The sequence below is a fragment of the Herbaspirillum sp. NPDC101396 genome, from assembly GCF_044767365.1.
Taxonomy (GTDB): domain Bacteria; phylum Pseudomonadota; class Gammaproteobacteria; order Burkholderiales; family Burkholderiaceae_D; genus Herbaspirillum.
The window spans coordinates 116,089-132,093 of sequence record NZ_JBIWNT010000006.1 but is presented as its reverse complement, the minus strand read 5'-3'; the positions used below and the strand labels follow the sequence as shown (position 1 = coordinate 132,093).

The 16,005-nt window shown below is 57.9% G+C and carries 12 protein-coding genes; 2 read left to right on the top strand and 10 right to left on the bottom strand.

Translation table 11 applies throughout. The features are described from left to right. Window positions 1-120: 120 nt before the first annotated feature. The 9 genes from ACIROY_RS20650 to ACIROY_RS20610 all read right to left on the bottom strand — a co-directional run bounded on the left by ACIROY_RS20650 (window position 121) and on the right by ACIROY_RS20610 (window position 11,745). On the bottom strand, window positions 121-894 hold the full coding sequence (locus ACIROY_RS20650; RefSeq protein ID WP_402277926.1) for a sulfite exporter TauE/SafE family protein: 774 nt from the start codon (window positions 892-894) through the stop codon (window positions 121-123). 218 nt (window positions 895-1,112) lie between these two features. Further along, window positions 1,113-3,116, bottom strand: a complete 2,004-nt coding sequence (locus ACIROY_RS20645) for a UvrD-helicase domain-containing protein (RefSeq protein WP_402343841.1) — start codon at window positions 3,114-3,116, stop codon at window positions 1,113-1,115. A 155-nt stretch (window positions 3,117-3,271) separates the two neighbouring features. Continuing rightward, a complete protein-coding gene (locus ACIROY_RS20640) occupies window positions 3,272-4,264 on the bottom strand; it encodes a branched-chain amino acid ABC transporter permease (protein ID WP_402277928.1) in 993 nt (330 codons plus the stop codon). Between the two features lie 10 nt (window positions 4,265-4,274). Further along, a complete protein-coding gene (locus ACIROY_RS20635; RefSeq protein ID WP_402277929.1) occupies window positions 4,275-5,159 on the bottom strand; it encodes a branched-chain amino acid ABC transporter permease in 885 nt (294 codons plus the stop codon). Window positions 5,160-5,319: 160 nt separating this feature from the next. Beyond that, window positions 5,320-6,531 (bottom strand): ABC transporter substrate-binding protein, encoded by a 1,212-nt coding sequence (locus ACIROY_RS20630; protein ID WP_402277930.1) that lies wholly within the window; start codon window positions 6,529-6,531, stop codon window positions 5,320-5,322. Between the two features lie 246 nt (window positions 6,532-6,777). Further along, on the bottom strand, window positions 6,778-7,533 hold the full coding sequence (locus ACIROY_RS20625) for an ABC transporter ATP-binding protein (protein ID WP_402277931.1): 756 nt from the start codon (window positions 7,531-7,533) through the stop codon (window positions 6,778-6,780). 1 nt (window position 7,534) lies between these two features. Continuing rightward, entirely contained in the window at window positions 7,535-8,305 is a 771-nt protein-coding gene (locus tag ACIROY_RS20620) for an ABC transporter ATP-binding protein (protein ID WP_116436165.1), read from the bottom strand. 223 nt (window positions 8,306-8,528) lie between these two features. Then, on the bottom strand, window positions 8,529-10,163 hold the full coding sequence (locus tag ACIROY_RS20615) for a GMC family oxidoreductase (protein WP_402343838.1): 1,635 nt from the start codon (window positions 10,161-10,163) through the stop codon (window positions 8,529-8,531). Between the two features lie 64 nt (window positions 10,164-10,227). Continuing rightward, window positions 10,228-11,745 carry a CoA-acylating methylmalonate-semialdehyde dehydrogenase gene (locus ACIROY_RS20610; protein ID WP_402277933.1) on the bottom strand — a complete coding sequence of 506 codons (1,518 nt, stop codon included), beginning with the start codon at window positions 11,743-11,745 and terminating at the stop codon, window positions 10,228-10,230. 191 nt (window positions 11,746-11,936) lie between these two features. Here ACIROY_RS20610 and ACIROY_RS20605 point away from each other — a divergent pair, with 191 nt between their 5' ends. Together ACIROY_RS20605 and ACIROY_RS20600 are read left to right on the top strand one after the other, a co-directional pair. Next, a complete protein-coding gene (locus ACIROY_RS20605) occupies window positions 11,937-12,818 on the top strand; it encodes a LysR family transcriptional regulator (protein ID WP_402277934.1) in 882 nt (293 codons plus the stop codon). A 417-nt stretch (window positions 12,819-13,235) separates the two neighbouring features. Next, complete coding sequence (locus ACIROY_RS20600; RefSeq protein ID WP_402343835.1) at window positions 13,236-13,550, top strand: 2Fe-2S iron-sulfur cluster-binding protein; 315 nt, start codon at window positions 13,236-13,238, stop codon at window positions 13,548-13,550. A 368-nt stretch (window positions 13,551-13,918) separates the two neighbouring features. Here the strand turns inward: ACIROY_RS20600 and ACIROY_RS20595 are convergent, their stop codons facing one another. Continuing rightward, a complete protein-coding gene (locus tag ACIROY_RS20595; RefSeq protein ID WP_402277936.1) occupies window positions 13,919-15,949 on the bottom strand; it encodes an AsmA family protein in 2,031 nt (676 codons plus the stop codon). Between the last annotated feature and the right edge of the window lie 56 nt (window positions 15,950-16,005).

Below are 16,005 nucleotides of genomic sequence, written 5' to 3'. Positions count from 1 at the left end.
GGGTATGGGCCGACTTGCGACGGACAAACAAAAAGGGAGGACTTCGACTCCCTTTTCAACTACACCGATACCCTCCAGCGATTGTTTCACGTGAAACAATCGCTGAAAACTATGCGTCCTTCATTTTAAAAATGCGTCGTAGCCGGTCTTCAGAATTAGCGCGCTCACCACTAACAGGAAAAGTTTGCGGACAAAGCTGCTGCCATGCTTCATCGCCAGGCGGGTACCGACCAAAGAACCGCCGATATTGAACACCGCCATCAGCAGACCCAACTGCCAGATCACGTGGCCGCTGTACGAGAACCACACCAGCGCCGCCAGATTGGTCGCAATGTTCACGACCTTGGACACCGCCGACGCACGCAGGAAATCGTAGCCAAAGATACGCACGAAGAGGAAGACGAAGAAGCTACCGGTACCCGGTCCGAACAACCCGTCATAGAACCCTACCCCGGCACCAACCAAAATGGCGTAGAGTCTTTCCTTGCCTCCGGACAATAGCGGTGCATGGTGCTGGCCGAAGTCCTTCTTCTTCAAGGTATAAATCGCCACCGCCAGCAAGATAAACGGCAAGGCCTTGCGCATCAATTCAGTCGGCACGTGGGTAACCAGGTAGGCGCCGCAAAAGGACAAGGCAAATGCCGCCAATGCCGCCGGCGCCGCGGCAGCCCAGTGGATGCGGACCTTGCGGGCGAAATTGATCGCAGCCGCACTGGTACCCATGACGCCTGCCACCTTGTTGGTGCCGAGCAGCGTGGCCGGTGCAACGTTGGGAAAGACCGAGAACAAGGTCGGGATCAGCACCAGGCCGCCACCGCCGACCACCGCATCCACCAGGCCGGCGACGAATGCACCGATGCAGAGAATCACATAATTGGAAAAGAGATCAGGCATGGACATCTGCCTGCGTGGACATACAGCGCGGGAAAAACAACGACATGGGAGGCTTTCGCAAAACGGGAGAAGGGAAATAACTTGTCGACGCGGCACCGACAAATGCGCGTGTAGCAAGCAGGAGGCAACGTCAGAGCGACAAGCATTTTACTCCTGCGACCCGCCCTTCTCCACTCCTATCAGATACAGGTATCCGACACCGTGCGAAGCGAACGACGTTACTTGCGCACGCGATCCATCAGGACGCTGCGCTGCCCTGCATGTTCTTCATCGGGTTCAAACAAGGAGAGGCTGGAGATGGCCCGCGTCATCGCCACATAAAAATGGCGTACCTCTTCGGCGATATCCCGCAAGCGAGGGAATTCATGCTGCTGCAGATAAGGCACCAGCACATGCGGCCACTGCCGCCCTTTCGCTGCCTGGATGGTTGTCAGTGTCAATTGCCGGCGCGACTGGATGGCGTTCCGATTCTTGCTGACCTTTTGCTGGCGCAGATGCAACTCGGCGAGGAAGTCCGCCGCATTCATGTCGGGGTGACGTGCCGCAAAGGCGATGAAGGTCTGGATCGACTTGGCCGCCGACGTCGCACGGCTGCGATTGATGAAGGCCCGGCTGGTGGCGTCGACCAATGACAGCTGACGATTGGCGAAGTTGAGCAACTCCGCCGCGCTGCTCTCCTCGTTCAGCTTTTGTAATTCTTTCACGACATCGGTGAAGCGCTGCTTCCAGCGCAGCGTCATGTCGTCGTCCGTATCACGCGGTTTGCAGAGCACCGCTTCAAAAAAATCCTTGAGCGCGTTCGGCTGTTCCGCAATCATCCGTTGCGCTTCCTCGAACCAGGTACCTTCGGCAAAGTAACCACGCTCCCAGTCTTCGGACGACTCCCCCACCGGCAAATACAGGGAAAATCCCATGACCATGCGCTTGATGCTTTCCTTGTCGCCTTGCAGTGTCGCGAACGTGTTGCCGGCCATATGCAGCAGACCGCGCAGCATCAGGATTTCGGGACGGTGGAGGTAAGACTCGATGTCGTCGCAGTAATACGGAATGTTCTGGTCGAGCAGCAGGTTTTCGATCTCGATGGTCTGGTCCGGCTCGCGCACGATGATCGCGATGTCGGAGTAACGCGTGTCGGCCCGTGCCTTCACCAGCGCTTGCACCTGCTGCGTCACTTTCGCGGCGCAATCACCGGGCAAGGTCGGGTCGTAAGTCAGGCGCTTGATTTCTGTGTACAGATCTTCATGCGAGGCGCATTTGCGCGCCGTCAGGCGCTGCGCGAGCTTGGACAGTGAAGACCCGAAACGATAGGATTTCCCCAGCGGCAGATACTGCGCATTGGGGAAGGCCATTTCAAAACCGGCGGTGGAATAGACAATATCGGCGCCGCGTGCGGAGTTGATAATTTGATAACGATCGCCTACTGCAACCAATTTATTTCCCCGCAGCAATAACTGCAACAAGCGAAATTCCGCCGCATTGATGTCGTGCCATTCGTCGATCAGATACAAGGCCTTGGCCGGCAGGATGTCCAGTGCAGACGGATGATTGCTCAGCAGCTCAACCAGGTCCGGCACCAGATCCGCGGCGCTGCGCCATTTGTACTCGCCGGGATAAGTTTGCCGTTGCCTCTCATAGGCGATGCCGATTTCAACCGCTTCGATCTGCGTGCCGAACTGCGTCGACAGTTGATCGAGGTCGTCATAATCCAGCTCCTCGTCATGGAAGCGGTGCGAGGCCAAGCTCGCCTTGAAGCGGTACAGCAGCGAGAACATTTCCTCGGCGTTGGCGCTGTTTTTCTCGAAGGAAAAATCGAAGCCGTTGTCGCTTCGCCCTGCTCTTCCCTCATTGCGCGCCAACACGCTATTGGCAGCGGCGACCAGATGCGGGCGCAACTCTTCATCCGAGGCATAGTAGCGCGTCTTCTCCAGCGTCAGCGCTTCGCCCAGCTGCGCCAGGCACTCACGCGCGTACGCTTCTACCGTATTCAAAGGCACCGGCCTGGCGACGCCCTCCTCGTACAGCTTTTCACGGAAGCGCTTGTTTGCGCCTTCCGAGAAACACAGGCATTGAATCTGATGTGCACCCATTCCCCTCGTCAGGGCCTGCTTCACCAGCATCGCCAGCGTCGTGGTCTTGCCCGAGCCGGCAACCGCCTCGATCATGACGATCTGGGCGTGACACTTCAAAATCTCAATCTGCTCGTCGGTCTGGGGCACTGCCATTCAATTCTCCGGGATACGCTTGTCTGCATCATTGCGCGTGGCGACACTGTACAAGCAAACCGGCCGGCGTCAAATGAAAACTGCCGCCGGACAGCTGAGCTGTGCGGCGGCAGTTGCCAGGTTCGCTGTAATCAGCGCATCAGTGCATCAGTGCATCAATGCGACGTGCTTGCCGAACGTTTGTTGAACAGGTTCAGGATCTCACCCACGATGCCGCGACGGAAGGCCAGCACGCAAACGATGAAGATGAAGCCCGTCACGATCGTCACCGAATCACCCAGCGTATTGAACCACTCGATGTGCGTCACGGACGCCAGCCAGTTGCCGATGTCGCCCAGCTTGTTCTCCAGCATGATGATGATCACCGCGCCGACGATAGGACCGATGATCGTGCCCAGGCCGCCGACCAGCGTCATCAGCACCACCAGGCCTGACATGCTCCAGTGCACGTCGGTCAGGGTTTCAAAGCCCAGCACCAGCGCCTTGGTCGAACCGGCCAGGCCGGTCAGCGCCGCCGACAGCACGAACGCCAGCAGTTTGTAGCGGTCGACGTCATAGCCCAGCGAGATCGCGCGCGGTTCGTTTTCCTTGATCGCCTTGAGCACCTGGCCGAACGGCGAGTGGATGGTGCGCACGATCAGGGCGAAGCCGGCAATCGCGATCGCCAGCACGACGTAGTACAGGGTCATGTCGCTGGACAGATCGATGAAGCCGAGCAGCTTGCCGCGCGGGATGCCTTGCAGGCCGTCTTCGCCGCCGGTGAACGGTGCTTGCAGCGCAACGAAGAACAGCATCTGCGCCAGCGCCAGCGTGATCATGGTGAAGTAGATGCCCTGGCGGCGAATCGCCAGCAGGCCCATGACCAGGCCGATCAGCGCGCCCGTCAGGGTGCCCAGGATCAGGCCGATTTCCGTCGGCACACCCCAGGCCTTGATCGCCTGGCCGGCCACATAGCCGGCGCCGCCGAAGAAGGCCGCATGGCCGAACGACAGCAGGCCGGTGTAACCGATCAGCAGATTGAAGGCGCACGCGAACAGCGCGAAGCACAGCATCTTCATCAGGAACACCGGATACAGGCCGAACGGCGCCAGCAATGCCAGGATCAGCAGCACAACGTAAAAGAGTTTCTTGTTCAATGGGTTGTTCATCTTGTGCGCCTTATTTCTCTTTACCGAACAGACCGGCCGGACGAATCATCAGCACGATGGCCATGATGATGAAGACGACGGTTGCCGACAGTTCCGGATAAAACACGCGGGTCAGGCCTTCGACCACACCCAGGCCGAGGCCGGTGACGATGGAGCCGAGGATGGAACCCATGCCGCCGATCACCACCACCGCGAACACCACGATGATCAGGTTGGAACCCATCAGCGGCGACACCTGGATCACCGGCGCTGCCAGCACGCCGGCGAATGCCGCCAGCGCCACGCCGAAGCCGTAGGTCAGCGTGACCATCAGCGGCACGTTGATGCCGAAGGCTTCCACCAGCTTCGGGTTCTCGGTACCGGCGCGCAGGTAAGCGCCCAGACGGGTCTTTTCGATCACGAACCAGGTCGAGAAGCACACCACCACCGATGCCAGCACAACCCACGCGCGGTAGTTCGGCAACACCATGAAGCCCAGGTTGGTCGCGCCCTGCAGCGCGTCAGGCACGGAATAAGGCTGGCCGGAGACGCCGTAGATCGAGCGGAACACGCCTTCCACCATCAGCGTGATGCCGAAGGTCAGCAGCAGACCGTACAGATGGTCCAGCTTGTAGAGCCAGCGCAGCATGGTCTTTTCGATCACGATGCCGAACGCGCCGACGATGAGCGGCGCCAGGATCAGCATCGCCCAGTAATTGATATTGAAGTAGGTCAGCCCGATCCATGCCGTAAAAGCGCCGAGCATGTAGAGGGTGCCGTGTGCAAAGTTGATCACGTTGAGCAGGCCGAAGATGACCGCCAGTCCCAGCGACAGCATCGCGTAGAACGAGCCGTTCACGAGGCCCAGCAGCAGCTGGCTCAACAAGGCTTGCAGGGGTATGCCGAATAATTCCATAGAAACTCATTCATTCCGATTGACCGGATGTCGTGCGGCGGACCGCACGTTTCCGGCTGATCAAATACAACAAGAAAAATCTGTCATCCCCGATTCTTCAACAGAAATCAGAAATGACAGATCCTTTTGGTGCGTTGATTGCCCGTCGATTACCGGCGGATTATTTCCAGGCCGAGCACTTGGATTCAGCCTTGGTAGTCCAGGCTTGTTCCGCAGGGATGGTCTGGACCAGCTTGTAGTAGTCCCATGGATACTTGGACTCGGCCGGTGTCTTGACCTGGTACAGATACATGTCGTGGACCACGCGGCCGTCGGCGCGCAGGTAGCCGTTCTTCTGGAACACGTCGTTGAACTTGGTCTTGCGCAGTTGCGCCATGACCTTGTCGGCGTCATCCGAACCGGCGGCCTTCACGGCTTGCAGGTACTGCAGCGCGGAAGAGTAGTCGGCGGCTTGCAGGCTCGACGGCATCTTCTTTTGCTTTTCGAAGTAGCGCTTGGCGAACTTGCGGGTCTCGTCGTTGGTGTCCCAGTACCAGCTGTCGGTCAGGTACATGCCCTGGGTCAGCTTTGGCGTGAGCGAATGCACGTCGTTGATGAACACCAGCAGGCCGGCCAGCTTGGCGGTCTTGGTGATACCGAACTCGTTGGCTGCCTTCACCGAATTGATGAAGTCGCCGCCGGCGTTGGCCAGGCCGATGATCTGGGCCTTGGAAGTCTGTGCCTGCAGCAGGAAGGACGAGAAGTCGGATGCGCCCAGCGGATGCTTGACCGAACCCACGACCGTGCCGCCGGATGCCTTGACGACGGTGCTGGTGTCGGCTTCGAGCGAGTGGCCGAACGCGTAGTCGGCAGTCAGGAAGAACCAGCTCTTGCCGCCTTGCTTGACGACTGCCGAACCGGTGCCCTTGGCCAGTGCGACGGTGTCGTAGGCGTAGTGGACGGTGTACGGCGAGCATTCTTCATTGGTCAGGCGGGCCGAGCCGGCGCCGTTTTCGATGAAGACCTTTTTCTTTTCGTTGGCGACTTTGGCCATTGCCAGCGCGGTGCCGGAATTGGTGCCGCCGATCAGGACGTCAACGCCCTGTTGGTCGAACCATTCGCGCGACTTGCTGGCGGCGACGTCAGCCTTGTTTTGGTGATCGGCGACGACCAGTTCGATCTTCTTGCCGTTGATCGAGCCGCCCATGTCGGCGATCGCGAACTTGATCGCTTCCGCACCGCCCTGGCCGTCGATGTCCGAATAGACGCCGGAGATGTCGGTGATGAAACCGATCTTGATCACGTCTCCGGAAATCTGCGCCGAAGCCGGTGCCGCGAATGCGAACGCTGCTGCCGCAGTCGACACGGCGAGTGACATTGCCTTTAACTTCATTTCCATCTCCTTTTGTTATAACGCCAGTGATGCTGGTAACGTTGTGATGCCCGCTCAGTAGTAAATAATACAAATACCCAACACTGATTTTTACAAACGCGCGCATGAATGATCACGCGACCGCTCGTCGCACCATGATCCGAAAACCATGGTGCATTCTTTTTATGACTGCTTTATTAATTCAGAATAATGATGCGACAGCTTGAACCGCTTGAATAGCGAAACCTGGCTTATGCGCTTGTTCGCTTATACGCCCAGCAGCTCATTGAGCTTCTGCGTCTTCGACTCGAGTTCCGAAGAAGCGAACGACTCGACGATCTGGCCGTGTTCCATCACATAGAAACGATCAGCCAACGGCGCTGCAAAGCGGAAGTTCTGTTCCACCATCACAATCGTGTAACCCTTGGCCTTGAGCATCAGGATCATGCGCGCGAGCGCCTGCACGATCACCGGCGCCAGGCCTTCGGAAATCTCGTCGAGCAACAACAGGCGTGCGCCCGTGCGCAGGATGCGCGCCACCGCCAGCATCTGCTGTTCACCGCCGGACAAACGTGTGCCCTGGCTGTTGCGGCGTTCCTTGAGGTTCGGGAACATGTCGTAGATCTCGTCGATCGACATGCCCTTGTCGGTCTTCGACACGAACGGCGGCAGCATCAGGTTCTCTTCCGCCGACAGCGACGAGAAGATGCCGCGTTCTTCCGGACAGTAACCGACGCCTTGATGCGCGATCTTGTAGGTCGGCATCGCAATGGTTTCATTGCCGTTGATCTTGATCGAGCCCTTGCGTGCACCGACCAGGCCCATGATGGAACGCAAGGTGGTGGTGCGGCCGGCGCCGTTGCGGCCCAGCAGCGTGACCACTTCACCCTTGTTCACCGACAGGTTGACGTTGTGCAGGATGTGCGATTCGCCGTACCAGGATTGCAGATCGGAAATCTCAAGCGCCGGAGTACCGCCGGTTGCGGATACAGTACCGCCTTGTTGCAATGTCGCGGTGCTCATATCAGTGTGCTCCTTCCAGCGCGCCGGCGGTGGTGCCCATGTAGGCTTCCATCACTTGCGGATTCTTCGATACCTGGTCATACGTGCCTTCGGCCAGCACGGCGCCGCGTTGCAGCACGCTGATGCGGTCGCAGATGCCGGCGATGACGTTCATGTTGTGTTCCACCATCAGGATGGTCCGGCCGACCGAGACTTTCTTGATCAGCGCAGTCACGCGATCGACGTCTTCGTGGCCCATGCCCTGGGTCGGTTCATCCAGCAGCATCAGTTCGGGTTCCATCGCCAGCGTCGTGGCGATTTCCAACGCGCGCTTGCGGCCGTACGGCAAGTCGACCGTCAGCGTGTCGGCGAAACTGGTCAGGTCGACTTCGTCGAGCAAGGCCATGGCGCGGTCATTGAGTTGCTTCAGGCTGTCGCTGCTCTTCCAGAAATGGAAGGACGTGCCGAGCGTGCGCTGCAAACCGATGCGCACATTCTCCATCACGCTCAGGTGTGGAAACACCGCCGAAATCTGGAACGAACGGATGATGCCCTGGCGCGCAATCTGCGCCGGTGCTTCCATCGTGATGTCGCGACCATTAAAAAGGATCTGGCCCGAGGTCGGCACCAGGAATTTGGTCAGCAGGTTGAAGCACGTCGTCTTGCCGGCGCCGTTCGGGCCGATCAGCGCATGGATGTGGCCGCGCTCGACTTGCAGGTTGACTTTGCTTACCGCTGTAAAACCCTTGAATTCCTTCGTCAGGTTTTTTGTCTCCAGAATGACATCTGTCATAGTGTCTCTTCTCATTCTTCCCATGAATACCCTGCGTGTGTCCGCAGGGCCGCCTTGTGTAAATCGCTACGCTTCTGGCGCCGCAATCTGAGCCTGTGAGGCTCTCGTGCGAGAGTCTTATTTTTTTAATATCTGGCGCATAGTAGCCGAGTCGTACCATTACTACAATACGTATAAGTACCGTATTGGAGAAAGGTCGAAATTTTTATTTTCGGCGCAACTTTCAAGGCGTTCCGCGACGTGCTGCGCGGATCAATTCTGCTGCCTTTTCGGCAATCATCAGGGTGGGAGAGTTGGTATTACCGGATGTGATGGTAGGCATCACAGAAGCGTCTACCACGCGCAGTCCGGCCACGCCGCGCACGCGCAACTGGCTGTCCACAACGGCTTGTGCGTCATCGGCGCGACCCATCTTGCAGGTGCCGACCGGATGGAAAATCGTCGTGCCGATTTCACCGGCCGCCTTGTATAACTCTTCCTCAGACTGGTATTCCACACCGGGCTTGCATTCGTCGGGTTGGTACTTTCGCAACGCCGGCGCCGAGACAATTTTTCGCGTCAGCTTGAGCGAGTCGGCGGCGACCTTGCGATCGGCTTCCGTACTCAGATAATTCAGCGTGATTTTTGGTGCTAAAGCGCCGTCGTTGCTACCCAGCCGTATATGCCCGCGCGAGGTCGGACGCAGGTTGCACACGCTGGCCGTGAATGCCGGGAACGGATGCAGCGGATCGCCGAATTTTTCCAGCGACAAGGGTTGTACGTGATACTCGAGATTAGCGCTGCTCTGCGACGCATCGGATTTGGCGAATACGCCGAGCTGCGACGGCGCCATCGACATCGGGCCGCTCTGGAACATGGCGTATTGCACGCCGATCATCATCTTGCCGTACCAGTTGCCGGCCATCATGTTGAGCGTCTTCACGCCTTTCACCTTGAACGCCATGCGGATCTGCAAATGGTCCTGCAGGTTTTCGCCGACGCCGGCAAGCTCCTTCACCACCGGAATCTGGTGCTGCTGCAACAGCGCGGCCGAACCGATGCCGGACAATTGCAGGATATGCGGCGAACCCACCGCGCCGGCGGCGAGGATAGTTTCATGTGTCGATTCGGCGTACCACTCGCTGCCGCCGCCGGTGAATTCAACACCGACGCAAACCGGACCCGTGTCGCGTTGTTCGATGCGCAGCCGCTTGACGTGCGAGCCGGTCATGATGTGCAGGTTGCCGGTCTTCATGGCCGGCTTCAAAAACGCTTTCGACGCATTCCAGCGAACGCCGCGTTTCTGATTGACGTCGAAATAGGAACTGCCTTCGTTGTCGCCGCGGTTGAAGTCGTCGATCTTGGGAATGCCGGTTTCCGCCGCCGCATCGCGAAACGCGTCGAGGATTTCCCACGACAGCCGCTGCTTCTCGACGCGCCATTCGCCGCCGGCGCCGTGGAACTCATTGGCGCCCTTGTAATGGTCTTCGCTCTTCCTGAACAGCGGCAGCACCTGGTCCCAGCGCCAACTGTCGTCGCCGCTCAGTTGCGCCCACTCGTTGTAGTCGCGTTCCTGGCCGCGCATGTAGATCATGCCGTTGATCGACGAACAGCCGCCCAACACTTTGCCGCGCGGATAGATCAGGCTGCGGCCGTTGAGGCCGACGTCGGCTTCCGTGCGATACAGCCAGTCGGTGCGCGGATTGTTGATGCAATACAGGTAACCGACAGGAATATGGATCCACAGGTAATCATCCTTGGCGCCCGCCTCGATCAGCAACACCTTGACGTCGCGATCCCTGCTCAGGCGATTGGCCAGCACGCAACCAGCCGTGCCGCCGCCGACGATGATGTAATCGTATTTACCTGCTGACTCCATATACCTGTCTCCGTTATTTTTATCGATTGTGGTGCGGCGAACTTACTGCAAACTTATGCTGCAATTACTTCGCCACCGGCATCGTGAACTCCGCGCCCTTGCCGATAGTAGCCGACCAGCGCTGCATGATGGACTTATATCGCGTGTAGAACTTGATGCCCTCTTCGCCGTAGGCATGCGTATCGCCGAACAGCGAACGCTTCCAGCCGCCGAAGGAATGCCAGGCCATCGGCACCGGAATCGGCACGTTGATGCCGACCATGCCGACCTGGATGCGGCGCGAAAACTCGTGCGCCGTGTTGCCGTCGGCCGTGAACAGCGAGACGCCGTTGCCGTATTCATGCGCATTGATCAGGCGCACCGCTTCGGCGAAATCAGGCACGCGCACCACGCACAACACCGGTCCGAAAATTTCCTCCTTGTAGATCTTCATGTCCGGCGTGACGTTGTCGAACAAGGTGCCGCCGACGTAGAAGCCGTTTTCATGACCAGGCACGGTGATGCCGCGACCATCCACCAGCAGCTTGGCGCCGGCCTTGACGCCGTCGTCGATGTAGCCTTCCACCTTGGCCTTGTGCGCCGCCGTGACCAGCGGGCCCATTTCAGCGTCGGCTTCCATGCCGTTCTTGATCTTCAATGCCTTCACGCGCGGAATCAGCGCTTCCACCAGCTTGTCGGCCACGCTGCCGACCGCCACCGCCACCGAAATCGCCATGCAGCGCTCGCCGGCCGAACCGTAGGCCGCGCCGATCAGCGCATCGACCGCCTGTTCCAGATTGGCGTCCGGCATCACCACCAGGTGATTCTTGGCGCCGCCCAGCGCTTGTGCACGCAATGGGAAGGTGCCGGCGCGCTTGGTCGCTTCGCTGTAGATGTATTCGGCGATCGGCGTCGAGCCAACAAAGGAAATCGCCTGCACGTCCGGATGCTGCAGCAGCGCATCGACCGCCACCTTGTCGCCCTGCACCACGTTGAACACGCCGTCCGGCAAACCGGCGCGCTTGAACAGGTCGGCCAGCATCAGCGACGGCGTCGGGTCGCGCTCGGACGGCTTGAGGATGAAACTGTTGCCGGTGGCGATCGCCATCGGCGCCATCCACAGCGGCACCATCACCGGAAAGTTGAACGGCGTGATGCCGGCGGTGACGCCCAGCGGCTGGCGCAGGTTCCAGTTGTCGATGCCGCCGCCGATGTTGTCGGTGAACTGGGTCTTCAGCAATTGCGGCACGCCACAGGCAAACTCGACAATTTCCAGCCCGCGCGTGACTTCACCCTTGGCGTCGGAAAACACCTTGCCGTGTTCACGCGTGATCGCCGCAGCCAGGTCATCGTGATGCTGCTCAATCAGCTCCTTGAACTTAAACAGCACGCGGGCGCGCTTCAGCGGCGCGGTCTCGGCCCAGCCCGGCGCAGCGGCGCTAGCGGAGGCGACCGCGGCGTTGACTTCCGCCGTCGAGGCCAATACGACCTGACCCGACACTTCACCGGTAGCCGGGTTGAAAACGTCCTGCTGGCGTCCGCTTTCGGACGGCGCAATGCGACCGTTGATGTAATGCTGGATCGTGGATGGTGCGGCAGTCATAAGTGTCCCTTTGGTATGAAGTGATGTCAGATCGTAGAAAATGGCGTATTTATCTTGTTTTGAGAGAATATCGCGTGGATTCAAAGGAATCCAATCAGTTATTATCAACAGCAATATAAAAATAACTGATAAACCTATCCGGTCCGCAATTGACTGCCGACCGTCTATTTTTCTTTTCCCCGCATTTGGCCATGGATTTCACGCAGTTACGCGCTTTTATCGCCGTCGCCGAGGAAGGCAACCTGACCCGCGCCGCCGACCGGCTCCATGTCACCCAACCGGCCGTCAGCCTGCAGATCAAGTTGCTGCAAGAACGGCTCAATCTGCAATTGTTCGTGCGCACCAGCGCCGGCATGCGGCTGACCAACGAGGGCAGCAAGTTGCTGCCAGTAGCGGAACGGGTCCTCAACACCCTGCAGGAATTCCACCAGCACGCCGATGCCCTGCACACCAGCGCCGGCACCCTGAGCGGCACCTTGTCGCTGGGCACCATCCTCGATCCCGAATTCATCCGCCTGGGCGCCTTCCTCAAGCTGCTGGTCGAACGTTATCCCCAATTGTCCACACGTCTTCAACACCATATGTCCGGCTCGGTGCTGCAATTGCTGAAAACCGGCGAGCTCGACGTCGGCTTCTTCCTGGGAACGCCCGGCAAGGGCTTCCACAGCCTCACCCTGACGCCGTTCACCTACAACGTCATCGCCCCCGCAGGTTGGAAGAACCGCGTCGCCGGCAGGGGCTGGAAGGAGCTGGCGCAACTTCCCTGGATCTGGACGCCGCCGGAGTCCGCACATCACCGTCTGCTAAACCGGGTTTTCATGCAATACAAGCTGACGCCCAATACCGTCGCGCTGGTCGATCAGGAATCCTCCATGCTGGACCTGGTGAAATCCGGCGTCGGTCTGTCGCTGGCGCGCGAGTCGATTGCGCTGAACCAAGCGCATGCGCACGGGCTGGTGATCGCCGATGCGGTTGACCTCTCCACCGAGTTGTCTTTCATTGCGCTGGAGAAACGCAAGAACGAACCAGCCATCAGTGCCGTGTTTGCCTTGTTGCAGAACGTCTGGAACTGAATTTGTCACGTTTCCTGTCAGGAATTTTTTAAAGTTTTTCGGAAATGACGTGAAGTTGGTTTTTAAATTAATAGTTTATATATATAAATAGTAGTAGTAGTTAACACAGGCACTTTTCTGTGGATAACCCGGTAAACCTGAATTGAATCATCCACTTGCGAAATTCATAAACGCTTGGCAAGTCTTGTATGAGAAAAGAACAGATGTTGGATAGAAATCAGCGTTGTGAAGAACTCTCGAGCTGTCCCCAATCCGCACAAAAGTTATCCAGAGACTTATCCACAGATGGTCTGAAAATCGCTGTTTTTCTTGGTATTTTGGGTGATCAACGTAAAACCATGAACCGATAGCGCATCGATTTTGCCGTTTCGACGGTGATGGCCTCAATCAACCCCCAGCACGATACGAATTTTCCCAATGCCCACGGACGAACCACTACCAAAACATGCCTACAAGGTCTCTTTGCTGCCTTCAGGATTGGAATTTGAAGCTGGGGCGGGAAGTTCTCTGCTCAACGCCGCTTTGCGGGCACAAATCCGTTTGCCCAGTTCTTGCCGAAATGGAACATGCCGTACTTGCCTGTGTGTATTGAAAAGGGGAGAGATCAGCTACCAGATTGACTGGCCCGGCTTGACCAGGGAAGAAAAAGCCGAAGGTTACCTGTTGCCCTGCGTTGCGGTCGCCGAATCGGACCTGATCATCGAGGCACCGGATGCCTCTTCCCTGAAATGAAATCGAGGGCATCCCGAGCGAAGCGGGTTTTTTGAAATTTTTGGTTTTTCAATCGGCTTGAAAGAAACCGGGTTTCAGGTTCTCGGGTTTTCAGGGTTTTAGGTTTTTATATAGAAGTTTATATATACAAATAGTAGTAGTAGTTAACACAGGCCTTTTTCTGTGGATAACTCGGTAAACCTTCATCAAATCATCGACTTGCAAAATTCATAACCGCTTGGCAAGTCTTGTATGACAAAAGAACAGTTCGGGGACAGAAATCGCGCCTGTGTAAAACTCGCCATCTGTCCCCAATCCGCACAAACCTTATTCACAAAGTTATCCACAGGATGACGTTCTGATAAGTATCTCTATTGCAAACTGGCAACCTAACGCTTAGCCGCCTCTGGCCTGGTTTTGCCGGGTGGTGGTGCGACCGGTTGCTTCTGCACTTCCTGCAAAAGATTAGCGCAATCGGTTTGTTGTTCACCGCTGATATTGATCAATGGAAGGATGGCCGCCACCGGCGCCAGCACTGCCAACGCTACTGCGCCGCCCGCCTTCAACGCCAGCACTCCCTTGTCGACGCCGACATTCGGATCCTTGAACGGGCCGGTCACGTACAGCGGCGAGCGCAGCGAGATAATGCGCAAGCCCTTGCTGCGTGGATTGATGGTCAGGTTCAGTTTTTCCTGCGCCATATTGACGTCGCCGCTGATGTTGATGATCGCGTCTTCGGTATCCAGCGTGAACATGCGTGCCTGCGCCAGGCCGTTGGTCACGGTGAAGTCGCCGGCCATGCAATTGAGCTTGACCTGCTTGTCGCCGAACAGCTTGGACACCACCACGTTGCCGATGTTGAGGCCCATCTCTTCCAGCAGCAGCTTGCTGATGGCGCCGTGGTTGATCAGTGTTTTCAGTTCGCCGTTGGATGAACCCAGCATCGCCGCCACCGAATTGCCGGTGGCCGTCAACGCCGCGTCGCCGTTGATTTCACCGAAGCTGGTCTGGGCCGCATCGAGGTTGGGGAACAGCTGCTGAATCTTGATCTTGCGCGCCGACAGTTTGACGTCGGACTTCATCTTCGGCGTGCGACCGTCAAGATGCATGGTGGAAGTCAGGTTGCCGCCGGCGATGCCGAAGTTGAGCGGCGTCAGCGACAAGACCTTGTCCTTCAGATGCAGGTCGGCCTGAATATTGTTGACCGGCAGATCCTTTTCCTTGACTACGCGATGCGCGGTCAGCTTGACGTCGGCATCGATCGCGCCCCAGGCTTCGGTCTGGAATTCCTTGACCGGCAACACCTTATCGGTCGGCTGGCGTTCTTCGGCGCCGCGTTTTTCCTTGCTGGCGTTGGAGTCAGCGCCGATCAGCGGGCCCAGGTCTTCAAAGCGCAGCAGGTTGGACACCACTTCGCCCTTGAGCAAGGGACGTGGTTCCTTCGACTGATATTCGAGCGTGCCACCGATGTCGCTGGAGCCGACCTGACCCTTGAATTTTTCATAGGTCCAGGTGCTGCCGTTCTTTTCGCCGACCGGATTGAGCTTGCCGATCAGATGGCCCGAGGTGGAGAACGGTGGCGTTTCCGGCAACAGCACACCGGTCAACGGGAACAGATGCGCCATGCTGTCGCCGGACAGGTTCAGCTGCAGGTCGAGCGCGGCCAGTTCCTGCGGTTTGGTCAGCGTGCCCTTGACGGCGATGCGCGTCTTGCCGACGCGCACGTCAGCTTCGAGCGGATACGGCTTGCTCTCATCCTGCAACGACAACACGCCGCCGGCCTTGCCTTCGCCATTGATGTCGGCCTTGTTGAAGGTGCCCTTCACGTTCCAGCCAAGGCCGTAGATTTTTTCCTTGGCGGGATCGAGCGTGTCGATTTCAGCACGCGCCTTGGCTTTTTGAATGGCGTCGTCGAGCTCGACCACGCCTTTGCTGATCACGATTTTTTCAGGACGGAATTGCCAGGTTGACGGACCGTCGTCGGACTTGAAGGTCCAGTTGTTGACGGCGTCTTTCTTGCGCAGCAACTGCAGGTAGGGATCCTGGGCTTCGAGATCGGGCAGCACGATCTTGTGCTGCAGCAGCGGCCAGGGATTGAGCGTGACGTTGAGTTGCCTGACGGTCGCCATGTTGGAATTGGCCGGCGCCCAGTCCGGATTGCCGAGCACGATATCGTTGGCGCTCACATGCGGCCATGGTATCCATCTGGCCCAGCTGGTCTGCGGAGAATCAGGCTTGCGCCATTTGACGATGAGGTCGCCCTGGATGGCGAAGTGGCGCCCGGTGGCGTCGCTGACGCGCTGGTTGATCCAGGGCCGCGCGCGATTCCAGTCGAAAGTGATGATCAGAATGATCAACAACGCGATCAATGCGATCACGCCGGCGAGACTGAACCCGATTATTTTTGATGTCCGTGACATAAACCATCCCAAAGTGATTGTTTTACGCCGACGGAATCAAGAAAAAATCAGGGTAT